The 24,591-nt window shown below is 70.3% G+C and carries 22 protein-coding genes and 1 pseudogene; 6 read left to right on the top strand and 17 right to left on the bottom strand.

All coding sequences use genetic code 11. The features are described from left to right. Window positions 1–80 precede the first annotated feature (80 nt). Together H4W31_RS21335 and H4W31_RS21330 are read right to left on the bottom strand one after the other, a co-directional pair. Entirely contained in the window at window positions 81–1,685 is a 1,605-nt protein-coding gene (locus tag H4W31_RS21335) for a flavin monoamine oxidase family protein (RefSeq protein WP_318783320.1), read from the bottom strand. Between the two features lie 273 nt (window positions 1,686–1,958). Next, a complete protein-coding gene (locus H4W31_RS21330; protein ID WP_404825723.1) occupies window positions 1,959–2,993 on the bottom strand; it encodes an NADP-dependent oxidoreductase in 1,035 nt (344 codons plus the stop codon). Between the two features lie 395 nt (window positions 2,994–3,388). Here H4W31_RS21330 and H4W31_RS21325 point away from each other — a divergent pair, with 395 nt between their 5' ends. Then, window positions 3,389–3,850, top strand: a complete 462-nt coding sequence (locus tag H4W31_RS21325; RefSeq protein WP_192768267.1) for an aminoacyl-tRNA deacylase — start codon at window positions 3,389–3,391, stop codon at window positions 3,848–3,850. 45 nt (window positions 3,851–3,895) lie between these two features. On the opposite strand, the gene H4W31_RS21320 is transcribed toward H4W31_RS21325, so the two are convergent. The 4 genes from H4W31_RS21320 to H4W31_RS21305 all read right to left on the bottom strand — a co-directional run bounded on the left by H4W31_RS21320 (window position 3,896) and on the right by H4W31_RS21305 (window position 11,431). Beyond that, window positions 3,896–4,972 carry a tartrate dehydrogenase gene (locus tag H4W31_RS21320; protein WP_192768266.1) on the bottom strand — a complete coding sequence of 359 codons (1,077 nt, stop codon included), beginning with the start codon at window positions 4,970–4,972 and terminating at the stop codon, window positions 3,896–3,898. After that, complete coding sequence (locus tag H4W31_RS21315; protein ID WP_318783319.1) at window positions 4,972–6,588, bottom strand: SLC13 family permease; 1,617 nt, start codon at window positions 6,586–6,588, stop codon at window positions 4,972–4,974. The genes H4W31_RS21320 and H4W31_RS21315 overlap by 1 nt, the downstream gene beginning before the upstream one ends. A 161-nt stretch (window positions 6,589–6,749) precedes the next feature. After that, entirely contained in the window at window positions 6,750–9,275 is a 2,526-nt protein-coding gene (locus H4W31_RS21310) for a DNA gyrase/topoisomerase IV subunit A (protein WP_192768265.1), read from the bottom strand. Window positions 9,276–9,373: 98 nt separating this feature from the next. Then, window positions 9,374–11,431: a DNA gyrase/topoisomerase IV subunit B gene (locus H4W31_RS21305; protein ID WP_192768264.1), complete on the bottom strand. Its 2,058-nt coding sequence runs from the start codon at window positions 11,429–11,431 to the stop codon at window positions 9,374–9,376. A 252-nt stretch (window positions 11,432–11,683) separates the two neighbouring features. On the opposite strand from H4W31_RS21305, the gene H4W31_RS21300 reads away from it, so the two are divergent. Next, window positions 11,684–12,631, top strand: coding sequence for a nucleotidyltransferase domain-containing protein (locus H4W31_RS21300; protein ID WP_192768263.1), 948 nt, complete (start codon window positions 11,684–11,686; stop codon window positions 12,629–12,631). Between the two features lie 39 nt (window positions 12,632–12,670). Here the strand turns inward: H4W31_RS21300 and H4W31_RS21295 are convergent, their stop codons facing one another. Beyond that, window positions 12,671–13,714 (bottom strand): SDR family oxidoreductase, encoded by a 1,044-nt coding sequence (locus H4W31_RS21295; protein ID WP_192768262.1) that lies wholly within the window; start codon window positions 13,712–13,714, stop codon window positions 12,671–12,673. 118 nt (window positions 13,715–13,832) lie between these two features. Then, complete coding sequence (aroH, locus tag H4W31_RS21290; protein ID WP_192768261.1) at window positions 13,833–14,195, bottom strand: chorismate mutase; 363 nt, start codon at window positions 14,193–14,195, stop codon at window positions 13,833–13,835. A gap of 434 nt (window positions 14,196–14,629) precedes the next feature. Between aroH and H4W31_RS21285 the strand changes: the two genes are divergently transcribed. Continuing rightward, window positions 14,630–16,279, top strand: coding sequence for a cellulose-binding domain-containing protein (locus tag H4W31_RS21285; protein ID WP_192768260.1), 1,650 nt, complete (start codon window positions 14,630–14,632; stop codon window positions 16,277–16,279). Between the two features lie 233 nt (window positions 16,280–16,512). After that, on the top strand, window positions 16,513–16,662 hold the full coding sequence (locus H4W31_RS21280) for a hypothetical protein (RefSeq protein ID WP_192768259.1): 150 nt from the start codon (window positions 16,513–16,515) through the stop codon (window positions 16,660–16,662). A gap of 54 nt (window positions 16,663–16,716) precedes the next feature. On the opposite strand, the gene H4W31_RS21275 is transcribed toward H4W31_RS21280, so the two are convergent. The 8 genes and pseudogenes from H4W31_RS21275 to H4W31_RS21245 form a co-directional block, all read right to left on the bottom strand. Beyond that, the gene (locus H4W31_RS21275; RefSeq protein ID WP_192768258.1) at window positions 16,717–17,253 is read right to left on the bottom strand and encodes an RNA polymerase sigma factor; all 537 of its coding nucleotides are present in this window, start codon (window positions 17,251–17,253) and stop codon (window positions 16,717–16,719) included. Next, on the bottom strand, window positions 17,250–17,915 hold the full coding sequence (locus H4W31_RS21270) for a hypothetical protein (protein WP_192768257.1): 666 nt from the start codon (window positions 17,913–17,915) through the stop codon (window positions 17,250–17,252). The genes H4W31_RS21275 and H4W31_RS21270 overlap by 4 nt, the downstream gene beginning before the upstream one ends. Window positions 17,916–18,008: 93 nt before the next feature. Then, window positions 18,009–18,584 (bottom strand): hypothetical protein, encoded by a 576-nt coding sequence (locus H4W31_RS21265; RefSeq protein WP_192768256.1) that lies wholly within the window; start codon window positions 18,582–18,584, stop codon window positions 18,009–18,011. A 14-nt stretch (window positions 18,585–18,598) separates the two neighbouring features. Further along, window positions 18,599–20,326: a glycosyltransferase family protein gene (locus H4W31_RS21260; protein WP_192768255.1), complete on the bottom strand. Its 1,728-nt coding sequence runs from the start codon at window positions 20,324–20,326 to the stop codon at window positions 18,599–18,601. Between the two features lie 313 nt (window positions 20,327–20,639). Next, complete coding sequence (locus H4W31_RS21255; protein ID WP_192768254.1) at window positions 20,640–21,053, bottom strand: hypothetical protein; 414 nt, start codon at window positions 21,051–21,053, stop codon at window positions 20,640–20,642. A 366-nt stretch (window positions 21,054–21,419) separates the two neighbouring features. Further along, window positions 21,420–21,740 (bottom strand): hypothetical protein, encoded by a 321-nt coding sequence (locus tag H4W31_RS21250; protein WP_264084194.1) that lies wholly within the window; start codon window positions 21,738–21,740, stop codon window positions 21,420–21,422. A 15-nt stretch (window positions 21,741–21,755) separates the two neighbouring features. Next, window positions 21,756–21,884 (bottom strand): annotated as a pseudogene (locus tag H4W31_RS44795) (MerR family DNA-binding transcriptional regulator); the annotation flags it as partial. After that, entirely contained in the window at window positions 21,877–22,422 is a 546-nt protein-coding gene (locus H4W31_RS21245) for a VOC family protein (protein ID WP_192768252.1), read from the bottom strand. The pseudogene H4W31_RS44795 and the gene H4W31_RS21245, both read right to left, overlap by 8 nt. A gap of 86 nt (window positions 22,423–22,508) precedes the next feature. On the opposite strand from H4W31_RS21245, the gene H4W31_RS21240 reads away from it, so the two are divergent. Further along, the gene (locus H4W31_RS21240) at window positions 22,509–22,964 is read left to right on the top strand and encodes a hypothetical protein (protein WP_192768251.1); all 456 of its coding nucleotides are present in this window, start codon (window positions 22,509–22,511) and stop codon (window positions 22,962–22,964) included. Window positions 22,965–23,236: 272 nt separating this feature from the next. Here H4W31_RS21240 and H4W31_RS21235 read toward each other — a convergent pair whose 3' ends face one another. Further along, a complete protein-coding gene (locus tag H4W31_RS21235) occupies window positions 23,237–23,911 on the bottom strand; it encodes a DUF6624 domain-containing protein (protein WP_318783318.1) in 675 nt (224 codons plus the stop codon). A gap of 104 nt (window positions 23,912–24,015) precedes the next feature. Here H4W31_RS21235 and H4W31_RS21230 point away from each other — a divergent pair, with 104 nt between their 5' ends. Then, window positions 24,016–24,537 carry a polyketide cyclase gene (locus tag H4W31_RS21230; protein WP_192768249.1) on the top strand — a complete coding sequence of 174 codons (522 nt, stop codon included), beginning with the start codon at window positions 24,016–24,018 and terminating at the stop codon, window positions 24,535–24,537. The last annotated feature ends 54 nt before the right edge of the window (window positions 24,538–24,591 follow it).

Here is a 24,591-nt window from a genome sequence, read left to right as displayed (position 1 = left end):
GGCCCGCTGCCGCGCTGAACGCGGTCCGCGGCTGTTCCGAAGGAGTGCCGTGCGCTTCCGGTCGCCGGCGACCGTCGCGTTCAGTCCGCCATCACCCGCTGGTGCAGCGCGGTGACCACCGTCCGGGCGGAGACGAACGAGCCGTGCTGCCAGGCCGTCTCGTGGCTGAGCCAGTCCCCGGCGAAATAGACCCGGCCGGCCGGCTGAAGCAGCAGGTTGTAGCCGGCGGTGCCGTGCGGCGGCGAGGTCCAGGCCCCCTCCAGGTAGCGGGTCCGGTCCCAGGCGTGCGAGTACGAGGTCGCCAGCTCGGTGCGGTACTTGTCGCCGTGGATCTTCACTCCCTGGGCGACCGCCCGCTCCGCCCGCTGGAGCGGAGTGAGGGCACTGTACGTCCGCGCGTTCGACCCGGTGTTGTAGTAGCCGACGATCAGCCCGCGCCGACCGTGGAAGCCGGACGACGGGTACCAGATGTGCGAGAGGTCGAGGTCGGTCTCGGTGATTCCTCCGTAGATGCGCTGGTCCAACTCCCACCAGCGACTGCGGTACTCCAGACCGATCTTGCCGGAGGCGGTGGCCGGGAAGCCGGCGAGCGCGGCGGTCACCCCGGTACCCAGGTTGTGCGGCACCCGGGCCATCAGGTGCGGCGGCATCGTCGCCACGCAGAAGTCGGCCCGGACAATCCGGTCCCGGCCCCCCTGCCGGTACGTCACCTCGACCCGGCCGCCCCGGTCGGTCACCCCGGTCACCTCGGCACCGAGCTGGATCCTTTGCAGACCGACGGCTTTGGCCAGCGCCTTCGGGATCTGGTCCATCCCACCGACCGGCTGGAACATCAGCATCGCCTGGTCGTACCCGGTCTCGAAGGCGAAGTACCGGCCGACGTTGCTGGCGAAGACGTCGGCCAGCGCCGGCGGGGCACCCAACGGGACGCCCTCGTCGTTACCCGCACCCGGATATTCGAGGTAGCCACGCCGACTGGTGCCGGTGTACGCCCACCCGCCGGTACGTCCACCGATCGCGCCGTAACTCTGTAGGAACGACAGCAGGCGCTGCTTGTCCTCGGCGCTGAGCCGGTCGTCCAGCGCACCCTGGTCGGTCGCCTTGGCCAGCAGCTCGGAGACGTAGCCGTACACGTCGGCCTTGGCGGTGCGGTAGCGTACCGGCGCGGTCATGCCGGCCGACTCGTTGTAGATCCACGCGTCCGCGTTGGCGTTCGTGAAGACCTCCACCGGTACGCCCAGTTCGCGGCAGTAGTCCATGGTGACCATCCACTGCGCTATCCGGCCCGGTCCGGCGTTGAAGTAGACCCCGTCGGAGAAGTTGGCCCGTTGGGTGTGCCCGTCGAGGTCGGTCTCCACCGAGCCGCCCCGGATGGTGAGGTTCCGGCCGCCGGCCCGGCTCCGCGCCTCCAGCACGGTGCAGTCGTACCCCGCCTTGCCCAGCTCGTACGCGACCGCGAGGCCGGCCACGCCCCCGCCGAGGACCACGACCCGGGCTCCTGATCGGCCGGTCAGGTTGAAGTCGGACCGGGTCGGCGCGCGGAAGGCCGGTACCGCCGAGGTTGCGGCGCTCGGGGCCAGCCCCAGGGCCCCCATCGTGGCCAGCATCGCCCCCGCCCCGCCGCTGACCCCGACCGCGCGCAGGAAACCCCGCCGACTGACCGCGGACTGCTCGTGATGGTTCACGCCGCCCCCTCGATACGTTCGCCGTCGGCATGACCTCGGAGATCGAGCTTCCTGATCCGCCCGCTGCGCTCGCTCACGCCGCCCCGGTCTGAAGATCCGTGGGACGCCGAGTCTGTAAGCGGTGTGTTTCGACAACCGCGCAGAGAAAGTTGCCAATTTATTTCGTACCCGTCGAGTGTCTCGGCCTCCCGCGCGCGCCGCAGCCGACCCGGCGGCGGCCGTCGCCGTTGAACCGTCTTCCGGCCCGACGACGGCCCGCCCCGGGTACGCCGGTCAGTCGCCGAGCCGGACCAGCATCTTGCCGGTGTTGGCGCCGCGAAGCATGCCGAGGAAGGCGGCGGGCGCCTGCTCGATGCCCTCCAGCACGGTCGACTCGGTACGGAGCGTGCCGTCGGCCAGCCAACCGGCGGCCAGCGCGACGTACTCGGGGAGCCGCTGGAGGTGGTCGGTCACGATCATGCCGCGCAGGGAGAGCCGCTTGGTCACGGTCAGCGCGAGGTTGGCCGGACCGGGCACCGGTGCGGTGGCGTTGTAGCTGCTGATCGCGCCGACCAGCGCGACCCGACCGCCGACGTGCAGGGCGCCGATGGCGGCCGCCAACTGATCACCCCCGACGTTGTCCAGGTAGACGTCGATTCCACCGGGTACGGCCGCCGCCAACTGCCTCGCCACCGAACCGGCCCGGTAGTCGATCGCGACGTCGAACCCGAAGTCGTCGACCAGGCGCCTCGCCTTCTCCGGGCCACCGGCCGAACCGATCACCGTGCCGGCGCCCAACTTGCGGGCGAGTTGCCCGGCGACGCTGCCGACCGCACCCGCGGCGGCCGAGACGAAGACGACGTCGCCGGGGCGTACCGGGGCGGTGTCGGTGAGCGCGACGTACGCGGTCAGCCCCGGCGTGCCGAGCACCCCCAGGTACGCCTCGGCGGGTGCGATCGTCGTGTCGACGACTGTCGCGTTCGCGCCGTCCAGTACGGCGTACTCACGCCAGCCGAGGAAGTGCGAGACGGTGGCTCCGACCGGAATCGTGTCCACCTGGGACGAGACGACCTCGCCGATCGCCCCGCCGTCCAGAGTGGCCCCGAGCCGGAACGGCGCGATGTACGACTTCCGGTCGTCCATCCGCCCCCGCATGTACGGGTCGACCGACATCCAGGTGTTCCGGACCAGGATCTGGTTGTGCTGTAACGCCGGCACCGTACTGCGGACCAGTTCGAAGTTCTCCGGACCGGGTTCACCGGTCGGACGGGCGACGAGCCGGATCTCCCGCCCGCTGGGTCGGCCCTCCTGCGCGTCGGTCGGGTGCACCGGGGTTCGGGACTGGGTGGTGGCGTCGGTGGACATCGTCGATTCCTTCCCTACCTGTTGATTCCGCGCTTCCGGATGCCGGCCGAGGCGTACCCGGGGTCGACGTACCGGCCGGGGCGTACCCGGGGGGGCGACGTACCGGCCGGACCGGCGGACCGTGGCCCGGAGCCGGCGCCCGCGCCGCCGCAACCGGTCCGGAATCCGGCGGCCGTCTTCGGTCGTACCCAAGACGTCCAGGATCGATGTGTCGGTCATGCCGGCCGGGCGGGCCGCCGGTGGATGGTTCCCGACGTCGGGCGTCCCGGCCGGAGTCGCGGTACGTCACCGCGCCGGATCGGTACACCACCGCGCCGGATCGGACCGGAGCCGCCGGATCGGCGCGGTACGGTGCAGTCATGTCCGGTGCCGCCCTCGACGCCCTCACCTCGGCCGGGATCGCACACCGGGTGATCCGGCACGGGCCGGTACGCAGCGTGGCCGAGGCCGCCGAGGCGATCGGGGTCGCGGTCCCGGACGTCGTGAAGACTATCGTGGTACGCCGGGCCGAGCACGACTTCGTCTTCGTGCTGGTACCTGGTGACCGGGTCATCTCCTGGCCGAAACTGCGTACGCTGCTCGGCGTCAACCGGCTGTCGCTGCCCGCCGCCGACGAGGCCAGGGAGGCGACCGGCTACGAGCGGGGCACCATCACCCCGTTCGGCGCCCACACGGCGTGGCCGGTCGTCGCCGACGAACGGATCCGGGGCCGGACCATCACACTCGGTACCGGCGAGCACGGCGCCGCCGTCGCGCTCGACGCCGACGAGGCGCTGGCCACCCTCGCCACCACCATCGCCGACGTCACCGACCCCGGTTAGGAAGGGGCCCTTCTTCTACCGAAAGCGATAGGAAGGGGCCCTTCCTTACACCTGGGCGAGCAGTGCGTGGGTGACCTCCTCGGTGCTGGCCGTGCCGCCGAGGTCGCGGGTCCGGGTGGCGGGATCGAGTAGGCACGCCTCGATCGCCGCGACAATGTCGGCGGCGGCGCCGGGGTGGCCCAGGTGGTCGAGCATCATCGCGGCGGACCAGACCGCGCCGAGCGGGTTGGCGACGCCCTGGCCGGCGATGTCGGGTGCCGAACCGTGCACCGGCTCGAACATCGACGGGAAGGTACGGGTCGGGTCGAGGTTGGCCGACGGGGCGATGCCGATGCTGCCCGCCACGGCCGCGGCGAGGTCGCTGAGGATGTCGCCGAACAGGTTCGACCCGACTATCACGTCGAACCGCTCGGGTTGCAGGACCAGCTTGGCGGCCAGCGCGTCGATGTGCTCGGCGTCCCAGCGCACGTCGGCGTACCCGGCGGCCCGCTCCGCGACGACCTCGTCCCAGAACGGCATCGTGTGCACGATCCCGTTCGACTTGGTGGCCGAGGTGACGTACGACCGCCGGGTCCGGGCCAGCGAGAACGCGTAGTCGACGATTCGGGTGACTCCGGCCCGGGTGAAGACCGCCTCCTGCATCGCCAGCTCCTCCGGCGTCCCCCGCCCCAGTCGCCCGCCGATCTCGCTGTACTCCCCCTCCACGTTCTCCCGGACCACAACCAGGTCCACCTCGCCCGGTCGGGCCCCGCGTACCGGGCTGACGACTCCCTCGAAGACCCGGATCGGACGCAGGTTGACGTACTGCCGGAAGGTCCGGCGGATCGGGATGAGCAGCCCCCAGAGCGAGACGTGGTCGGGCACGCCCGGCCAGCCCACCGCGCCGAGCAGGATCGCGTCGGCGGGCCGCAGCCGTTCGAGGCCGTCGGCCGGCATCATCGTGCCCTCCGCGAGATAGCGCTGGCAGGACCAGTCGAACTCCTCGTAGGACAGCGAGATTCGATGCCGCGCCGCCACGGCGTCGAGGACCTGCCGGGCCGCCGCCGTGACCTCGACCCCGATGCCGTCGCCGGGGATGACCGCGATCCGGTACGAAGCCGTCCCGGCCGTCGCCGCCGCCATCAGCTGCCCAGCCCGACGAGCGCGACCATCAGCGGCAGGAGCAGCAGGATCAGGATCGCGCCCAGGATGTCGAAGGAGAAGCCGGAGCGGATCATCTTGGTGATCGGTACGACGCCGGAGCCGTAGACGATCGCGTTCTGTGGGGTGGAAACCGGCAGCATGAAGCCGAACGAGGCCGCGAAGGTCGCCGCCAGCGCGGGCACGAACGGGTTGACCCCGGCGGCGATGGCCACCGGGATGATGATCGGTACGACCACCGCGGCCGAGGCCGTGTTGCTCGTCGTCTCGGAGATGATGATCGCCAGCAGTACGGCGAACGCGGTGATCGCGACGACGCTGCTCAGCCCGAACAGGTCGGCGCTGCCCTCGCCGATCGTCTTGGCCAGGCCGCTGGACTCCAGCAGGGCGCCGAAGATGATGCCGGTGCCGAAGAGCAGGATCGTGCCCCAGTCGATCCGGGCCGCGTCGCTCCAGTTCAGGGTGTACTGCCGGCTGCCCCAGTCGGTGGGGAGCAGGAACAGCAGCGAGGCACCGAGGACGGCCACGATCCCCTCGTTCAGCCGCCCGCTGATCCAGTCGTACTGGCTGGAGTCGCTGCCCCAGGCCAGTGCCACCACACCGGGAGTGATCCACAGCAGCACCGTCACGGTGAAGGCGATCAGCGTGTTGCGCTCCGCCCGGGACAGCGGACCGAGCTTGGCCCGCTCGCTGGCGACGTACTCGGCGACCCCTTCGATGTGCCGGATCTCGGGCTTGTTCAACAGCAGCAGCACCACGGCGAGGGCGACGAACATCAGCGCGCAGATCGGGAACGCGACGACCATCCACTCGGCGAAGGAGATCTTCTCCCCGGTCGCCTCGGCGATCAGGTCCCGACCGATCAGGTTGGGCGGGGTGCCGACCGGGGTGAGCAGCCCGCCGACGCTGGCCCCGTAGGCGAGCATCAGCATGAGCGCGACGCCGACCCGCAGCCGGGTCGGGTCGAAGTCTGCCTTGGCGATGCCCCGTTCCTGCATCAGCTTCGCGATCACCGCGAGGATGCCCAGCGCGGTCGGCAGCAGCATCGCCACCGTCGCGGTGTTGGAGACGAAGGCGGAGAGGGCGGCCGTGATCAGGCCGAAGGTGATGACGACCCGCCCGGTGGTCTTGCCGACCCCGGGCAGCGACAGCATCCGGAACGCGAACCGCCGGGCCAGTCCGTGCTTGAGCATCGCCTGGGCCAGAATGAACGCGCCGATGAAGGTGAAGACCGTCGAGGACCCGAACGGTCCGAGCACGTCGGCCGCCGGCGCCACCCCGAGTACGACGACGGCGGCGACCCCGATCAGCCCGCCGACCGGGATGGGTACCGGTTCGGTGACCCAGAGCACGATGACGCCGAGCAGGATGCCGGCCAGGGTCTGCTGGTTGCCCGCCATGTCGAGGGGCAGGGCGAGGAAGACGATCGAGACCAGCGGGGCGAGCCAGAGGCCGATGGTCCGGCGGCCCCGTTCGAATCTCTCCTCGGCCGGGGAGAGGCGCTGCTCCCCGAGGCTGCGGTAGGTGCTGCCGCCGAGTAACGCCTTCTCCACATCGGTCTTGACCGGGGTGCCGCCGGTGTCGCTGGTGATGGCCACGACAACCTCCATCGGTTTCCACTGGGGCCGGAACGGGGTCCTCCGGTGCTACCGGAGGTGCCCCTGACCCAGTCAGTTCCCGATGGTCCGTGTTTCAAGACCGGTTGACGCCAATTCTTGTGGACGAATGCCTCGGTCCACTGTCGACACCGCCGGACGCGTCAGCCCCGCTCGATCAGGTGACCGACCTTGTCCGGCCCGAACACCGCCGCGCCGGAACCGTCCCGGCGGGGGTCCGGCTCGGGCAGCGTCATCGGCTCCCCGCGCTTGCTGATGCCCACCGGACGCGGACCGACCCAGGCGACGACCAGCCGGGACTCGCCCTTGAGGAAGCGCTGCGCCCGGACCCCGCCGGTCGCCCGGCCCTTGGCCGGGTAGAGGGCGAACGGGGTCACCTTCACACCGCTGCCGCTGGAGGTGACCACCATCGGCTCGCCCTGCTCCGGGTCGTCGGTACGGACCCCGCCGAAGAACACCACCTCCGCGTCGGCGCCGAGGTTGATCCCGGCCATGCCGCCGCCCTTGGCGCCCTGCGGCCGGACCAGCTTGGCCGGGAACCGCAGCAACGAGGCGTCCGAGGTGACGAAGACCAGCGTCTCCGTACCGTCGGTGAGCCAGGTGGCGCCGACCACCTCGTCGTCCTCGCGCAGCCCGATCACCTCGAACTCGTCCGACCGGACCGGCCAGTCGGGGGCACAGACCTTGACCACGCCCTGCCGGGTACCGAGCGCCAGGCCGGGCGAGCCGGCGTCCCCGTCGCCGAGCGGGGCCAGGCCGACCACCGTCTCGCCCGGCTCCAGCGGCACCAGTTCCGAGGTGGACATGCCGCCACTGAGCGACACCGTCCCGGCCTGCTCCGGCAGCACCGGCAACGGCAGTACGTCGGTCTTGAACGCCCGCCCGGCGCTGGTCACCAGCAGCACCTGACCGCGCGCGGTGGTGTGTACGACCGCGCGTACCGCATCGTGCTTGGTCCGGCCGTTGCGGCGACGCCCCTCGGAGCTCTCCTCGGACTCGGCCGCGGTCCGGGCGACCAGCCCGGTCGCGGAGAGGATCACCTGGCACGGGTCGTCGGCGACCTCCAGCGGACCGGCCGGTACGGAGGCCGCCAGCACCTCCTTGAGGTCACCGTCGATCAACGTGGTACGCCGCTTCGTCGCGAAGTCCTCGACGACGGCCGCCAACTCGTCGGAGACCACCTGACGGAGCACGGCGTCGTCGTCCAGGATCAGGGAGAGCGCCGCGATCTCGTCCCGCAGCCGCTCCCGCTCGACCTCCAGCTCGATCCGGTCGAACTTGGTCAGCCGGCGCAGCGGGGTGTCCAGGATGTAGGTGGCCTGGATCTCGGAGAGCCCGAACTGGCTCATCAGGCCGTCCTTGGCCGCCTGCGCGTTCTCGCTGCCACGGATCAGCCGGACGACCTCGTCGATGTCGAGCAGCGCCATCAGCAGGCCGTCGACCAGGTGCAGCCGGTCCCGCCGCTTCTGCCGGCGGAAGGTGCTGCGCCGGGTCACCACCTCGTACCGGTGGGCCAGGAAGACTTCGAGCAGGCGCTTGAGCCCGAGGGTCTGCGGCTGCCCGTCGAGCAGGACGAGGTTGTTGACCCCGAACGACTGCTCCAGCGGGGTGAGCCGGTAGAGGTCGGCCAGCAGCGCCTGCGGGTTGACCCCGACCTTGCACTCGATGACCAGCCGGGTGCCGTTCTCCCGGTCGGTGAGGTCCTTGACGTCGGCGATGCCCTGCAACCGGGCCGGCTGCCGCTGCCCCTTGCGCGGACCGGAGGTGATCATCTTGCCGCGTACCTCGTCGGTGATCGCCTCGATGATCTTCTCGGCGCCCACCCCGTACGGCAGCTCGACCACCGTGATGGCCTGCCGGCCCCGGCTGCCCTCCAGCGGCCCGGTCTCGACCCGGGCCCGCATCCGTACCACGCCCCGACCGGTCTCGTACGCCCTGCGCACCTCGTCCAGGCCGAGCAGCATCCCTCCGGTCGGCAGGTCCGGGCCGGGCACGAACTCCATCAGCCGGCCCAGGGACGCGTCCGGGTGCTCGATCAGCCAGCGGGCCGCCGCGACGACCTCACCGAGGTTGTGCGGGATCATGTTCGTGGCCATCCCGACCGCGATCCCCGAAGTGCCGTTGACCAGGAGATTCGGGAACGCCGCCGGCAGCACCGCCGGCTCGCTCAGCGAACCGTCGTAGTTCGGCCGGAAATCGACCGTACCCTCGCCCAGCTCGCCGACCAGCAGCATCGCCTCCCGGGACATCCGTGCCTCGGTGTAACGCGCCGCGGCCGGTCCATCGTCCGGGGATCCGAAGTTCCCATGCCCGTCGATGAGCGGGGCGTTGAGCGAGAAGTCCTGGGCCAGCCGCACCATCGCGTCGTAAATCGCCCCATCGCCGTGCGGATGGTACTTACCCATCACATCCCCGACAACTCGGGCAGACTTCACATGGGCCCGGTCGGGTCGGTAGCCCTGCTCGCTCATCGAGAAGAGGATGCGCCGGTGCACCGGCTTGAGGCCGTCCCGCGCGTCCGGCAGGGCACGCGAGTGGATCACCGAGAAGGCGTACTCGAGGTAGGAGTCCTCGACCTCGGTGGCCAGCGGGTTGTCGAGGATCCGCGCCCCCGCCTGGTCGAAGGCGGAAAGGTCGACCTTCGGTCCCTTGCCCGTACGGCGTGCCATGACTTCGCGCTCTCTTCCCGCTCCTCGGCCAGCCTGCACGGCCGCTCCCACTCTTCCGACTCGTCGACCCCGGTCGACCGGCCCTGCCGGGCCGACGCTCAGGCGTCGATCGCGTCCTGGTCGACCCGGTTCGCCGATTCGATGAGCCAGTTCTTCCGGGGCTCGACCTTCTCGCCCATCAGCAGTTCGAGGACCTCCTCGGCCGCCTCGGCGTCGTCCATGGTGATCCGCCGGACCGACCGGGTGGCCGGATTCATCGTGGTGTCCCAGAGTTCGTCGGCGTCCATCTCACCGAGACCCTTGAACCGGGGAATCGGGGTGACGACCTGCTTGCCGGCCTTCTCCAGTCGGCTCACCCTGCCGACCATCTCCGCCTGGGTGTAGGTGTAGAAGGTCTCCGGACTCCGACCCTTGGTGCTGATCTTGTGCAGCGGGGGCACCGCCGCGTACAGCCGGCCGGCCTCGATCACCGGCCGCATGTACTTCGCGAACAGCGTGATCAGCAGGGTACGGATGTGCGAGCCGTCGACGTCCGCGTCCGCCATGATCAGGATGCGGCCGTACCGCAGCGACGCGGGATCGAAGGTACGTCCCGAGCCGGCGCCGAGCACCTGGATGATCGCCGAGCACTCCGCGTTGTCCAGCACCTGCTGGAGGCTGGCCTTCTGGACGTTGAGGATCTTCCCCCGGATGGGCAGCAGCGCCTGGTACTCCGAGGAGCGGGCCATCCGGGCGGTGCCCAGCGCGCTGTCCCCCTCGACGATGAACAACTCGCTGCGCTCGACCCCGGTGGAGCGGCAGTCCACCAGCTTCGGCGGCATCGACGCGCCCTCCAGCGCGGTCTTGCGCCGGGCGGCGTCCTTCTGCTGCTTCTGGGTGAGCCGGACCCGGGCCGCGTCGACGATCTTCTGCAGCACCGTACGGGCCTCGGCCTTGGTCTTCCGATCCTCCAGCCAGGCCCGGATCTGCTGCTCGACGACCGCCTGGACGACCTTGGTCACCGGCGCGGTGGAGAGTTCGTCCTTGGTCTGGGAGGTGAACTGCGGTTCGGGGATCCGCACGTGCACGACCGCGGTGATGCCCTCCAGGATGTCGTCGAGGACCGGCGGATCCTCCTTCGGCTTGAGCAGGCCGCGAGCGTTCCGGATCGCGTCGACCAGGGCCCGTACGGCGCCGCGCTCGAAGCCCTTGCGGTGGGTACCGCCGTGCACGTTCCGGATCGTGTTGGTGAAGCACTCGACGGTCCGGTCGTAGCCGGTCCCCCAGCGGAAGGCGATCTCGACCTCGGCCCGACGCTCGACGTTGCTCTGCATCACCCCGTTGGCGTCGGCGGCGTTCTCCCGGTAGCTGCCCGTGCCGGTGATCATGAGCGTGCCGGAGACCGGCTTGTCGGCGGCCGGGGCCAGGAAGTCCACCATGTCGGTGAGGCCGTCCGGGAACTGGAACGTCTCCGCGCTGATCGCACCGCCGGTGGCGTCCCGCAGCACGTACGTCACGCCGGGCACCAGGAACGCGGTGTGCCGCAGTTTCGCCCGGACGGCGTCGACGTCGAGCACGGCACCGGTCTCGAAGTAGCGGGTGTCGTACCAGTAGCGGATGGAGGTGCCGGTGGACTCGCCGCGCTTCAGCTTGCCGAGCAGGCGCAGACCCGGGTGCGCGGTGAAGGTCGCCCCCTGCCCCGGCGAGTCGAAGACCCCCGGGACACCGTGCTGGAACGACATCTGGTGGATCTGCCCGCCGCGCCGGACCGTCACGTCGAACCGCCGGGACAGGGCGTTGACCGCCGAGGCGCCCACGCCGTGCAGGCCGCCGGAGGTCTTGTAGCCGGAGCCGCCGAACTTGCCGCCCGCGTGCAGCCGGGTGAGGACCAGTTCGACGCCGGAGAGCCCGGACTTGGCGTGCACGTCCGTCGGAATGCCCCGGCCGTCGTCGTCGACCTGCACCGAGCCGTCGGCGTGCAGGGTGACCTCGATCCGGGTCGCGTGACCGGCGACGCCCTCGTCGGTGGAGTTGTCCACGATCTCGTTGAAGAGGTGACCCACACCACGGCTGTCGGTCGACCCGATGTACATACCGGGCCGCTTCCGGACCGCGTCCAGACCCTCGAGGTGGGTCAGGTCGTCGGCTCCGTACAAGATTTCAGGCTGTGCAGTCAACGAGGTGAACTCCCAGAATTGCCGGTTGTGCGCCGGTGGTCGGCGCTGGCCGTCGGGCCGGGCCCCACGCCGGTAGCGAGCGTACCCACTACCCCGGTCGGGGCTGCGGACCGTCCGGCCCGACCGGCCCGCGTGGCGAGGAACATCACCCGATTGTCGCCGCCGCGTACGACAGGAGTGATCCGGGTGGGCTGCGGGACCGGTGTGAAACCCGGTACCGGGCGGGACTGCGGGTACGGCAGCATGACGGCCATGTCGAGGAGAGCACCGTCGGCGCCCCAGCTACCGGCCGGTACCCAGGTGGTGCTCCGGCAGACCGCCGCCGACACCGAGGGCGTACGGGTGCAGCGCGGCGCCACCGGTCGGGTCGTCGGCTACGACGAGCCGGCCGACGACTACCTGGTCCAGCTCGCCGACGGTCGACGGTTACGGAGCCCGCGCGGACACCTCACCCTGCGCAAGGCGCACCAGCACGGGGCGGCGGTCGGTGCCGGGGCGCCGGCCGTGGACGGAGCCGACCTGCTGGCCCGGCACACCATCTACGCCGCAGTCGTCGGCTCCCGGGCCTTCGGCCTGGACACCGAGGGATCCGACACCGACATCCGGGGCGTCTACGTCGCACCCACGCCGGCGTTCTGGTCGCTGACCAAGCCGCCCAGCCACCTCGAGGGGCCGGAACCGGACCAGTTCTCCTGGGAGGTCGAACGCTTCTGCGAGCTGGCGTTGAAGGCCAATCCGAACCTGCTGGAGGTGCTGCACTCCGGCACGGTGCTCACCCTCACCCCGGTGGGCGAGGAACTCCTCGCGCTGCGACCCGCCTTCCTCTCCCAACTGGCCTACCAGACCTATTCCGGGTACGTGCTGAGCCAGTTCAAGAAGATCGAGGCCGACCTGCGGCAGCACGGCCAGCCCCGGTGGAAGCACGTGATGCACCTGCTCCGGCTGCTGCTCTCGGCCGGCGACCTGCTCCGGCACGGTCGGCTGACCCTCGACGTCGGCGCGTACCGCGACCGGCTGCTGGCCGTACGCCGGGGCGAGGTCGGCTGGTCGACGGTGGAGAGCTGGCGCCTCGCCCTGCACGGCGAACTGGACGACGCGCTCACCCACACCCCGCTACCCGCCGTACCCGACACCGCCCGGGTCGACGCCTGGCTCTACTCGGTACGCGCCCGCGGTGCCCGGCCGGCGGACGGGGCCTGACCAGGGAAGCGTCGACGAGAACCTCCGGTCCGGAACCCGTCACCCGGCGTCCCCGCCGGCCGGAACCAGGTCCCGCGCCCGGTACGCCTCGACGAGCCGGTCCATCACCGCGTCGAGCCGGGCGTCGACCCGCCGCCGGGCCGGGTCGGCGTCGTGCCAGTCCACCATCTCGCGCGCGCCGTGCGCGAACGGCACGGTCGCCACGTAGTCGGGGACCAGTCCGCGCAGCTTGGAGTTGTCGAAGACCATCGAGTGCGCCTTGTCGCCGAGCAGCGCAGCACCCCAGTTCGGGTCGGCCGCCGCGATCGCGTCCGACGGCACGTGCACGATCCGGGCCGACGTTCCCGCCGCCGCGGCGAGCGTCTCGGCGATCTGGTTCCAGGTCAGCACCTCGTCGGAGGTGATGTGGAAGACGTCCCCCACCGCGCCGGGATGGCCGAGCAGCGGAACGAGTCCCCGGGCGAAGTCCGTGTGATGGGTCAGCGTCCACAGCGAGGTGCCGTCACCGTGTACGACGATCTCCCGGCCCCGCCGCATCCGGTCCAGTACGGTCCAGCCACCGTCGAACGGCACGAGAGTGCGGTCGTACGTGTGGGACGGGCGCACGATCGTCGCCGGGAACCCCTCGTCCCGGTACGCCCGGACCAGCAGGTCCTCACAGGCGATTTTGTCCCGGGAGTACTGCCAGAAGGGGTTGCGCAGCGGCGTGGACTCGACGATCGGCAGCCGGGCGGGCGGGGTCTGGTAGGCCGACGCCGAGCTGATGAAGACGTACTGGCCGGTGCGGTCCCGGAAGAGTTCCATGCTGGTCCGGACCTGGCCCGGGGTGAACCCGATCCAGTCGACGACCGCGTCGAACTCCCGGGCGCCCAGCGCGGCGCGGACCGAGTCCGGATCGCGGATGTCCGCCCGCAGCACGGTCGCCTCCGCCGGCAGTGGCCTGCGGGTGGTGGTGCCCCGGTTGAGCACGGTGAGTTCGATGCCGCGCTCGACCGCGAGCTGGGAACAGGCGGAGCTGATGATCCCGCTGCCGCCGACGTAGAGAACCTTCAGGGCGCTGATGGTGCTACCTCCTGTGGTCATCGCCGATCCTCCACGGAAGGCTGCCAGCATGGCCGGCGATCCGCCAGGGTCAGAACCACTTGAGTCCACTCTCGACGGTCGCCGGTCCACCACCACCGCCGGGGCGGCGGGAGGGCGCCTACTGCGCGATGTCGCGGCGCAGTGCGACGGCACCCCGCAGGTAGACGTGGCGGATCTCGCTGCGCGTCCGCTCGGTGTCGACGTGCGCCATCAGCCGTACCACCCTCGGCAACGCCCCCGGTACGTCGATCTCGCTCGCGCAGAGCAGCGGGACCTCCCCGAAGCCGAGCTTGCGGGCGGCAGCCGCCGGAAACTCGGCCGTCAGGTCGGAGGTGGTGGTGAAGATCACGCTGACGACCTCGTCGATCATCAACTCGTTGCGGGTCATGACCTCGGTGACGAGTTCGGCGGTAGCCTCCAGGATCAACTCCCGCTCGTCGGCCTCGACCTGGATCGCACCTCGGATCGCTCGCAGGGCCATATCGCTCCTTCGCCGTCGGGGCGGCGCCGGCTCATCGGGCCGCACTGCTGGATCGGTTGTCCCAACCCTATGAGCAGGCCGGCCCGGCCCTGAGACCGGCGCTCGACGACACCCCGAAATCGCTCGGCGCAGCCGCCCGGTCCGCCTGATTCAGCCTCCGGACCAGACCGGAGGCCGTTTCGCCACGAACGCCCTGACCGGGCCGGCCGGACGTACGGGTCGGCGCTGAGCGCCCGCAGCGGCGTACGTCTTTCTTGTCGGTTTCTGTTATCTGTCGGGCCGCCGGTGCATCTACCAGAGTGCCGCCGCCTCCGGCGGCGCGTCGCTCGTCGCCGTCTACGGGGTGATGGGCGCGCACCGTGTCCACCCCGTTCCGGAAGGTCCGCGCTCGTGTTCCGATCCCACTGGTCCCCAACCCGCTAAGGAGTTTCCTCATGTCTCGACGACGGTGCCGATCGGTGCTGGTGACGGCGGCGATGGCGGTGGTCACCGCTGCGGGAGCCGGTGCGCTGCCCGCGCTCTCCGCCCAGGCGGCCGCCGGCTGCCAGGTCTCGTACGCGGTCGCCTCGCAGTGGACGGGCGGCTTCGGGGCCAACCTCTCGATCACCAATTTCGGTGAGCCCATCAACGGCTGGACGTTGACCTGGACCTTCACCGGCGGCCAGGCGATCACCCAGTCCTGGGGTTTCACCGCCGACCCGGCCAGCGGCACGGTGTCCGCCCGCAACGTCGACTACACCGCGTCCATCCCCACCGGCGCGACCGTGGGCGGCGGCTTCAACGGCACCTGGAACAACTCTGCCAACCCGGTCCCGTCGGGCTTCTCGCTCAACGGCACGGCCTGCACCGGGCTGGTCGGCCCGACCAGCCCGCCACCGGGTAGCCCGCCCCCGACCACGAGCCCGCCGCCGCCCACCAGCCCGCCCCCGACCAGCCCGGCACCGACCACGAGCCCGCCGGCCACCAGTGCGCCGCCGACGAACTCGTTGATCGTGGCGACGAACGGCAACGACGGCAACCCGGGCACGCTGGGCGCACCACTGGCGACGTTGGGCCGGGCGGTCACCCTGGCCACTCCGGGTACCACGATCGCCCTGCGGGGCGGCACCTACCAGTTCAGCACCAACGTACGGATCATGAAGGACGGCACCTCCGCCAATCCGTACACGATCACCAGCTACAACGGCGAAAGGGTCATCCTCGACGGCGAGAACCTGCCGCACACCCCGGCTCCGCTGGACGGCAGCATCCCCAACCTCGAACGCGGGGTGCTGCACATCGAGGCCGACTACTGGCGGGTACGGAGCGTCGAAATCATCCACGGGCCGTACGCGATCTTCTGCCGCGACTGCAACAACAACATCTTCGACCGGCTCGTCACCCGGGACAACTACGAGTCGGGGTTGCAGATCCAGGGTGCGGCCAGCAACAACCAGGTGCTCAACCTCGACGCCTACGGCAACCGTGATCCGCGCAAGAACGGCGAGAGTGCCGACGGGCTGGCGATCAAGGAAGGCTCGGGCAACGGGAACGTCGTTCGTGGCGCGCGACTGTGGAACAACTCCGACGACGGCTTCGACGCCTGGCTGTTCACCTCTCCGATCGTGATCGAGAATTCGGCGGCGTGGGGCAACGGCTTCAACCGCTGGAACCTCCCCGGCTACACCGGTGACGGCAATGGCTTCAAGATGGGTGGCGGCGACCCGGACCCGCCGGCGAACCACACCATTCGGAACAGCTACGCCTTCGACAACGCGGTCGGAGGTGTCATCGACAACGGCAACCCGGGAACGATCGTGGTGGAACGCAACAGCGCCTGGCGCAATGGCGACGGAGGTTTCAAGTTCGGCAACTCGACGTCGCGGCTGACCAACAACCTCGCCGTGGCCAACGGGGCGGGCGTCTCGCTCGGCTCCTCCACCGCCACCGGAAACTCCTGGAACATCAAGAGTTCCTGGAGTGCGGCCGACCTCGCCAGCACCGACCCGTCGACCCTCACCGGGCCGCGCAACGCCGACGGCAGCATCCGGAGCTCGAACTTCCTGGTACCTGTCAGTTACGCCAACCTGGGCGCCCGAATCTGATCGCCGTCCGGGCCGGCGCCCGGGGGCACACCGGAAGGCCACCGGCATGACCGGGTGGCGGAGCAGTGCTGCTCCGCCATCCGGCAGGGCACTCCGCGGACACCAGATCCGGGACACACAAGCACGATAAAGACATTGACCGACATCACGGTCTCATCCAGATGTCGTCCATTCGCCATCCAGTTCCGCCGCATAGCCTCCGCCTACGGTATCGGCGACTGGAAAGGCGTGAATTGTACGACCTCAGCGATCTGACGGACGACGGCTCGGACGACGAGTCCAACCCCTGCGACTCCCGCCGAGGCGCCACCGACCCTCCGAAGGCAGGCAGTGGCGGTGCCGAGGCGCTGGCGGACGTCACCGGGACGGCGGCAGCGGTCTGAGACCCCGGACGGCGGTTCGGGCGCCCAGCCGTCGATCCGCCGTCCGGGTGGGGCTCACCTGCGGGCGGTGGTCGTCCGGGCCGATTCCTCCGAGTCGAGCGCGGCCCGCAGCCGGGCGCGGGCGCGTTCGAGTCGTTTGCGGGTCGTCGCCGGAGACAGTCCCAGGGCGGCGGCGGCCTGGCTGGGAGTCAGGTCCTCCCAGGCGACGAGGGTCAGCAGTTCCCGGTCCTCGGCACTGAGCCGATCCAGCGCCGCACGTACGGCCGAGGTGCTGTCGTCGGGAACCGCGTCCGGTTGGTTCCGCAGGTGCTGGCGCAGCCGGTCGGCGAGGCGGTTGCGGCGGGCGGCACCGCGACGGTGGTTGGCCAGGACACCCCGGGCGATCCCGATCAGCCACGCCCGCGCCTGGGGCGGATCGGCCGGCACCTCGTCGAGGCGCCGCCAGACGACGACGAAGACGTCGGCCATCAGGTCCGCGCCGACATGCGGCGGGTCGGTACGCCGGGCAAGATAGCCGAGTACGGCTCGACCGTGATCGTTCATCAGCCCGGTGAACCGGGTCTCGGCCGGCTGGTGCACCGATCCGGTCATCGGATGCCGTCCAGGGGCAGGCCGGCGCAGTTGCCGTCGAGTTCGGCGGCGACCCGGACCCGGTCACCACGAGCGGCGGCCTCGACGACCTGCCCGAGAGCCGCCACCACCCCGCCGCCGTCGGTGGCCCGGATCGCCGGAGCCGCGATCGCCAGCCGCAACGCCTCGACCGCCTCGGCAGTGGCGGCGGCGTCGCCCGCGTCGTACCGGACGTTCCACGCCGCCAGCCAGGTGCACACCCCGTAGCCGCTGACCATGCTCCGTACCCCGAGGTCGGAGACCTGGGCGGGTCGCTCCAGGCCCTGATCGCGTACCTGGTCGAGGTAGGCGGCCCGGTCCGTGCCCGGCGGCAGCGGAAGCTGGGCGCTGTAGTCGTCGAGTGCCCGCGCGAAGTCCGGCGACGCGGAGTCGTGCCAGACGGCGAAGCCGGCGGCCGCGGTCAGCAGCACCGCCGCCGCGCCCACCGGCACCGGCCACAGCCGACGCCAGCGCCCCAGGAAGCCGGACGGGCTCCTCCGGCGCGACCTCGCGGGTTGCGCCCGGACCACCTCGGTCGCCAAATGATGCAGGATGTCGCCGAGTTCCCCGTCCGGGTCCAGCCGGACGGGCGGTGCCGCAGAGCGCAGCAGATCGTCTGGCCGGTCACTATCCAAGATCACCATCGTGGCCCTCCTTCACGTCGTCGTCGAAGAAGAGATGTCCACCAGGTGGCCGCCCGTGACAGCCGTCCGTGACAGCCCGTTCGTGTGCTCGTCCTACGAGGTCAGACACTGCCCGTTGGGCAGGAGGCCACCGACCAGGTGGTCGCCGTCGCCACGCCCCAGTTCGAGGTAGCCGACCACACAGCCGTCGCCCATCCGCAGCGCGTACACCAGAGCGCCGTCGGGGGCCGGATCGTCGGGTTGAGCCACCCGCACCACGCTGTCGGCGAGCCCTGCCTGGGTCAGGGCGCGCTCGGCCGCCGCCACGTCGGTGGCCGTCGCCGCCCGGGTCGGCCGGGACTGGTGACAGCTCGGATCGCCGGGCGTCGGGCACCAGACACCGCGGGAGACGGCCTCGCTCATGAGTTCCGCAGTGCCCTCGTAGCCGACCGGGCCGCGCGAGGAGATCGGAGCCCGCCGCGCCATGTCGCGCTGCTTGCGGTGACACAGCTCCAGGGCCCGCTGCCGTCCCGCCTCGTCCCCGGCCGAGAAGACCACCGCGCAGGAGTAGCCGGTCGTTTCGCCGCCTCTCGAATAGAAGTAGAGGCCGACGCCGGCCACCACGACAACCACCAGGGCGGTCAGCCACAGTCCCCGGCGACTCCGGCGCGGCTCTTCCGACTCGTCCATACCGCCCTCCGGGGCTACACGTCCCACAGCCAGACATCCGACACTCGTCGCGACGGCCCCAGCAGCGCGTCCAGCGTCTCGCGCAGCGTGTCCGCGTACCGGTGCCGGCCCAACACGACCACGTCCGCCCGCCAGTACGCGAGATCGGTGCGCGCGTTCGCCCGGTCGGCATCGGACACCTCGGCCCGCTCCCCGGTCGCCGCGACATCGCTCAACAACTCGAACGTGGGGCGCGGTGGCGGGCCGAACCGGCCGTGCCCCTCCGCGTCGGGGCCGAGGAAGTATCCACCGGGTACGGCGAACGGCACCCCGGTGATCGCGGCCCAGCGCAGGCCACTCGCGTCCTTCACATCGGGGAACGGGATCGGTACGAGAGAACGACCGTCCCGGACGTACGGCCGCCACTGTCCCGAGGTCACGAAGTCGGGCACCGGAAAGCCCACCGGGATCGTCGGCACCGGTCGGGGCAGCAGCGGCAGGAGAACCGCGAGAAGCAGCCCACCGGCGACGAGTCGTGGCGCCCGGACGGCGCCGATTTCGCCTTCGCGCAGCCGGGTCACCGCCGCGTCGACGCCGAGCGCGGTCAGGATCGCCATGATCGTGCCCACGACCAGCCCGAAGCGCGCCGGCAACACGGAATCCAGCACCGGCAGCTCGGCGAGCACCCGCCACGGCAGCGGTACGCCGGTGTGCTGGCCGGCGACCTCCAGCGTCTTGCCCAGCGACAGCAGGACGAGGACCCCTGCGGTCGCCACCAGCGCCCGGACCATCGTCGACCGCCAGAGCCAGATCGCGACGACGCAGGCCAGCACGACGTACGGAATGGTGTAGAAGGTGTTCTCCTCGGCCGCGTTGAGCGCCAGGTCGACGTTGGCCGACTGGCTGCCGGTGAGCGCCAGCTGCGGGGTGGCCAGATAGGAGGCGAGGTCCGCGCCGTGGCCGGAGACGAACGGCACCGTCTGGTAGGACTGCGGCCCGAAGAACTGGAGCCACAACGGGTACGCCAGCAGCACCAGCGCCGTACCGGCCGCCAGCCCGAGCCCGGTCAGGAAGCGCGGCGCCAGCTCGCGCACCTCGCCCGGCCGCAGCAGCGCGTACGCGGCCACGAAGACGCCCGACGCGAGGCAGTAGAGGAAGATCGCCTCCTCACCGATGAGCACCTGCCAGGCGACCAGAATCCCGAGTAGTACGGCACGGCGCGGGTGCCGGCCCGGTTCACGCAGGCGGAGGGCCAGCGCGATGATCAGGGGGATCAGGAACTGGGCGATGAAGTTCAGGTGTCCCCTCGTGTGTGCCACCATGCCGGGGCTGAAGCCACAGAGCGCCCCGCCCAGCGCGGCGGCGAGCGGCGACGACACCAGGTACCGGGAGAGCACGAAGTACCACGCGGAAGCCGTGGCGAACAGCGCGAGGCAGACGATGAGGTTGGCGGTCACCGTCGGGCCGAACAACCAGGTCACCGGGGCGAGCGGTACGCCGAGACCCACCATCCCGGTATTGCCCATCAGGTTGACACCGTCCGGCGCGTTCTGCAGTTGGCTGAAGAACGGGTTGTCAAGGTGCCGGACAGCGCGCGCCACGTAGGCGAGGTACCACTCGAAGAGGCGGATGTCCTCGTTGCCGCCCTTCCCACCGTCTGTCATCCGGTCGCCGAGGCCGAGCCACAGCCGCCCGGTCACCCAGCCGGAGAGCGCGAGGTAGACGAGGCACACCAACGCGTCCTGCCGGCGGCGCGTACGCACGCCAGGCTCCGCGTCGGCTTCCGGGTCCGCGCCCATGGCACCTCGCATCCGTGGTTGGCGTGCATGGCGACGCCGCACGCGGAGGGGATCTCGGGCCGCCGATGCGCCAGGGCCGGAGCGCGACGGCGCACCAGTAAAGCAGGTCCCGCGCCGAGCCGGCGATCCCGTACGACAGTGGTCGTGGACGGGTGTCGTCACCCGCCGGCCCGGCGCGTCCGGGCACGCCGACACCCGCCTCAACCACCGCGGCGGGCGACCAGCGTGGAGGTCGACCGAGGTCGTGGCCCTGGTGCCGGGGTCGCCGACCTGCTCGTCACCGATCTGTCCCAGCTGGCCCGCCCATTTCGGTAATCTGGCGCAGCTCGGCGTCCGTCGGCCGCGCCGACTTCATCAGGATCCGGACCGACTCCGGTATGTAGTCATTCCGCACAACCTCGAGCCAGGTTGCCGCGAGCTGCATCCGGGAACAGTCCGGCAGGCCACACGGCCGGCATCCGTCGATCCCGCTCGGCCAGTGCGCCGTCATCGTCTGCCGGGCGACCACGGTGACGAGTTGCTCCCGGTCGGCCGGAACGATCCGGTCGGTGATGACAACCCAGAGTGCCCATTCGACGGTCGGGCACCAGGTCCCCCGGCAGCCGTCGCAGTGCCGGGCCTCGGCGTGTGTGGTGATCGTGGCCCACGCCCAGTCGATCGCCAGCCCGGGTGCGCTCTCCGGGACGCTCATTCGTACGGCCCCCAGCCGGCCGCCAGGGTCCTCCGGGCCGCTCTCGCCAATACACCTTGCCGGTCCGGCGGCGCCGTCGCGGCAATGCCGCCCGCCACCAGGTCCCCAGTCTCACCAGCATTCGCACGCCACGCCCCTTCCCGGTACGTGGCGCCCCGGACCACCGATCACGGAGCGCCACTCTCCACCTGATCCGGCGCCGGTCCAGAGCCCCGGGGGAGGTGCCCCGGACCGGCCGGGACGCGAGCCCTGTGGATCCAACCGGCCCTGAGCCGGTCATCGCCTCCCACGGACACCGAGGATTACGCCTCGCGTGTCCGTTACCGGAACGCTATGGAGAGCAAACGGGGGTCGTATTACGCCTGGTTATACGTGCACCTCGATGCCGAAGCGGCGGGCCAGGGTCCCCAGGTTGGTGGAGACGGACCGGCGTTGGGCTCGGCGCATCAGCGTCACCACGGCGTCCCGGGCCAGCGGGTTCAGCACGAACGGGCCCGGGGCCGCCCGCTCCGCACGGATGAACGCAACCTCCGCCTCCCGGTCGGAGCGCCCCGAGTGCGCCAACGCCCGGCCGAGGTCCAACCAGTACGACTGGTGTCGGATCGACGCTCGCAATGCTTCCGGGCGCACCGTACGGGCCAGCTCCACCACCCGCCCGTACTCGCCCGACTCGACCGCAATCGACATCCAGAGGCGATACCCCGACGACGTGCGACCGGACGGCGACGCCAACCCGATCTCATCCCAGTGATGGAGCGCGCGAACGGTCACCCCCACGAGGTCAGCGGCAGCGCCGACCGTCACGCCGTCATTGATCGCCTGGTCAACCATGAATGCCATTGTCCTCACCCCCCGCCGTGTCCGGGGCGACGACCCCGACCGATGCCCAGTACTTCGCCTCAGCGCTCTCGGGATCGAACAGCTTCGCCGCGGTCAGCACCACGCGTACGCCCTCCGGGGTGATCACCTCGACATCACGGGTGTTCCACGGGGTGTCACGAGGGCCCGTTACGCTCCCCGGCCGAAGCGCGCGGCATGCCGCGGCGACCGGATCGAGCTGACCGAGGACACCCGAGAAGCTCACCTGCATCCCTGACACGCTGGTCGTCGCGGTATCCGCAGTCGCCGGCACGAGCAGAACGTCCTGGAACACCCACCGACGCAGATGCACCACCTGGCCGGGAACGCTGAACAGTTCGATGAAGCCGAGACCCTGCACCCAGAAGTCGGTCGACGCCTCCAGATCGCGCGTTGGGACCGTCACGAACATCGGCATCGCGTAGATCCCACGGAACGGATCCGGCGCAACCGCATCCGGGCCCGGCGCGGGCACAGGACTCATCTCGAAGGCGTTGAAGAAGTCGCTCATGCACATCAGCGTGAGCCCTCACGCTACGTCAGGGTCAACCTCAACGGCGGCGAAGGGGAACAACATCAGGTGCGTGCCCTGCCCGCATGGCAATGACGATCGGCGATGCGGTTCCTCCCAGGCAAACGCCGGCCCCGCCGCGTCGACGGCGAGTCATAGCGGTGATCGGCCCACTCGCCGCCGGAGTCATCCTCGGCGCAGGCGGTATGTGGCTGGCAGGCGATCGACATGTGGCGCGCACTGAACGGCTCGTCGGGACCGTGACCTGGTCGAACGAACAGACTCGACTGATTGCCTTCCAAGTCGATGGAGAGCGGCGCGACCCGTTGAAGGGTGACGTCATCTACTCGATCGTCGCGGAAAACTGGCAAGATGCCGAGGGAACGATTCATGCCGATTCGACCTACCCGACCTGTCTCGCCGGGGTAGCCGAGGACCCGGTCTCGAACGATCATCACCGGGTCGAACTGGATGTGCTGCACCGCTCCACGGGCGGCCCACAGCTGCAACACATCGCCCTGCAGGTCCACTGCTTGGACTGAACATCCCGGTGGCAGATCGCCCCGGTCCTCTCGGCTTGAGTGGCAGCTCTACGAACTCGACTCAGGTGAGCTGCATCGCTGCCCGCCGAAAAAACGGCTCACACCGTACGGTCGACACCCTGGAGTGGCTGGGGCGGCTGGTGTCGAAGCATGTTGCCCGGACCCCGGACCCCGGACCCCGGACCCCGGAGCGCGGAGCGCGGGATCCACTCCCGTTGCACGACGCTCATCGCATGCCCGAGGTCAGGTCATCGCCACACGGCCAGGATCGCCTATTCGTCGCAGGCGTCCTGAAACTGTGCAAGGTACTCGTCCAGCGGCTGGAGGCCGACCTTGGCGCGCCGCTCGTGTACCCCGGCCTCGTCGGCGATCGGCCTCGGCACCGGGCGTCCATCCTCGCATCCACCGAACTGAGTGCCGTAGATCTGTGGCCGCCCGGAGTTCACCGCGACCCGATCCTCCAGATAGGCCAACTCGGTCGCGTCGGCGGTTCCGGTGGCCACCGCCACGCACATCAGTCCCAGAGCCCGACGCTGAAACACGACATCGTGATCGGCGTGCTGGGCGATCAGCCAGGCCGCACTGGCACCGTCCGCGCCCACGAAACGCGCGTCCGGCCAGCCGTGCTTGTCCATGACGTCGCGGAGCCGGTCGGTCCGGCGCGCGTCGTTGTTGGCGTTCACCTTGCCAGTACGCTCGGCCTGGTCGGCCTCGGCCATCTCCAGGAACTCCCGCCGTAGCTCAGGCTCGGTTGGTGCGTCCCGCCTCGGCTGCGGCGAAAGGTCACTCACCTCGCAGAGCACCTCGGCGGTACGTGCCGCGCCGTCAGTGGACGCACTACGATCCGGTCGTACCTCCCTGCGTTGATCGCCTCCGCACACCGCAGCACCGGCGATGAGAAGACCTACCGCCGCGCAGCACCACTTCGCTGCTGACGCTTTCCGCATCATCGCAGTATGACCGGAATGACCTTTGGATAGGTCCTCCGCCAGTTCGTGGCCGCGCGGAGTGCGGCATTCGCGGAGGTCGGGCCTCGACGCATGATGGATGCATGATCGGTGACAGGTGGGGCGTGACCGACAGCGAGACGTTGCGCCCTTATCCGTGCGACGACTTCGTCGACTCCCCCGCCTTGCAAGCCTGGCGGGGGGTGCGGGTCGAAGCGCCCGCCGCAGCGGTCTGGCCGTGGATCGCCCAAGTGAGGATCGCACCGTACTCCTACGACTGGATGGACAACCTCGGCCGCCGCTCGCCTCAACAGTTGCTGGGCCTTCCCGCCCCTCGAGTCGGAGAGGCGTTCACGACTGCCGGCGGCCGGAAGTGGGGCAGGATCCTCTCGGTCGACCCAGGGCAGCAAATGACGGGCACCATCATGGCGGCCTTCATGTCCTACGTCCTCGTGCCTCAGGAGCGCACCGCGACGCGTTTGCTGCTGAAGGTCGTCATGCAGACGAACCGCTTGACCGCCCTCGGGTTGTCCATCGGTGACCTGGTCATGGCTCGACGCCAGCTGCTCAACCTGAAGCAACTCGCCGAGCGTCACCGGCACCCGAACGCGGCCACAGACCAATAGTGAGACGCACGGACAGCGGCTGCTTGTTTCATCGCGGTAGGACCGTGGCCCGGC

The sequence above is a fragment of the Plantactinospora soyae genome (assembly GCF_014874095.1).
GTDB lineage: Bacteria > Actinomycetota > Actinomycetes > Mycobacteriales > Micromonosporaceae > Plantactinospora > Plantactinospora soyae.
The sequence above is the reverse complement of the archived record's forward strand: the minus strand, read 5'-3'. Positions and strand labels throughout refer to the sequence as shown.

Bases quoted from the DNA above. Each gene is read 5' to 3' on its own strand.
- H4W31_RS21230 (WP_192768249.1), top strand. From the start codon at position 24,016: ATGATCGGTGACAGGTGGGGCGTGACCGACAGCGAGACGTTGCGCCCT.
- H4W31_RS21285 (WP_192768260.1), top strand. From the start codon at position 14,630: ATGTCTCGACGACGGTGCCGATCGGTGCTGGTGACGGCGGCGATGGCG.
- H4W31_RS21235 (WP_318783318.1), bottom strand. From the start codon at position 23,911: ATGCGGAAAGCGTCAGCAGCGAAGTGGTGCTGCGCGGCGGTAGGTCTT.
- H4W31_RS21275 (WP_192768258.1), bottom strand. From the start codon at position 17,253: ATGACCGGATCGGTGCACCAGCCGGCCGAGACCCGGTTCACCGGGCTG.
- H4W31_RS21295 (WP_192768262.1), bottom strand. From the start codon at position 13,714: ATGACCACAGGAGGTAGCACCATCAGCGCCCTGAAGGTTCTCTACGTC.
- H4W31_RS21240 (WP_192768251.1), top strand. From the start codon at position 22,509: ATGGCAATGACGATCGGCGATGCGGTTCCTCCCAGGCAAACGCCGGCC.
- H4W31_RS21245 (WP_192768252.1), bottom strand. From the start codon at position 22,422: ATGAGCGACTTCTTCAACGCCTTCGAGATGAGTCCTGTGCCCGCGCCG.
- H4W31_RS21250 (WP_264084194.1), bottom strand. From the start codon at position 21,740: ATGTCGATTGCGGTCGAGTCGGGCGAGTACGGGCGGGTGGTGGAGCTG.
- H4W31_RS21255 (WP_192768254.1), bottom strand. From the start codon at position 21,053: ATGAGCGTCCCGGAGAGCGCACCCGGGCTGGCGATCGACTGGGCGTGG.
- H4W31_RS21270 (WP_192768257.1), bottom strand. From the start codon at position 17,915: ATGGTGATCTTGGATAGTGACCGGCCAGACGATCTGCTGCGCTCTGCG.
- H4W31_RS21325 (WP_192768267.1), top strand. From the start codon at position 3,389: ATGTCCGGTGCCGCCCTCGACGCCCTCACCTCGGCCGGGATCGCACAC.
- H4W31_RS21320 (WP_192768266.1), bottom strand. From the start codon at position 4,972: ATGGCGGCGGCGACGGCCGGGACGGCTTCGTACCGGATCGCGGTCATC.
- H4W31_RS21310 (WP_192768265.1), bottom strand. From the start codon at position 9,275: ATGGCACGCCGTACGGGCAAGGGACCGAAGGTCGACCTTTCCGCCTTC.
- H4W31_RS21265 (WP_192768256.1), bottom strand. From the start codon at position 18,584: ATGGACGAGTCGGAAGAGCCGCGCCGGAGTCGCCGGGGACTGTGGCTG.
- aroH (WP_192768261.1), bottom strand. From the start codon at position 14,195: ATGGCCCTGCGAGCGATCCGAGGTGCGATCCAGGTCGAGGCCGACGAG.
- H4W31_RS21300 (WP_192768263.1), top strand. From the start codon at position 11,684: ATGTCGAGGAGAGCACCGTCGGCGCCCCAGCTACCGGCCGGTACCCAG.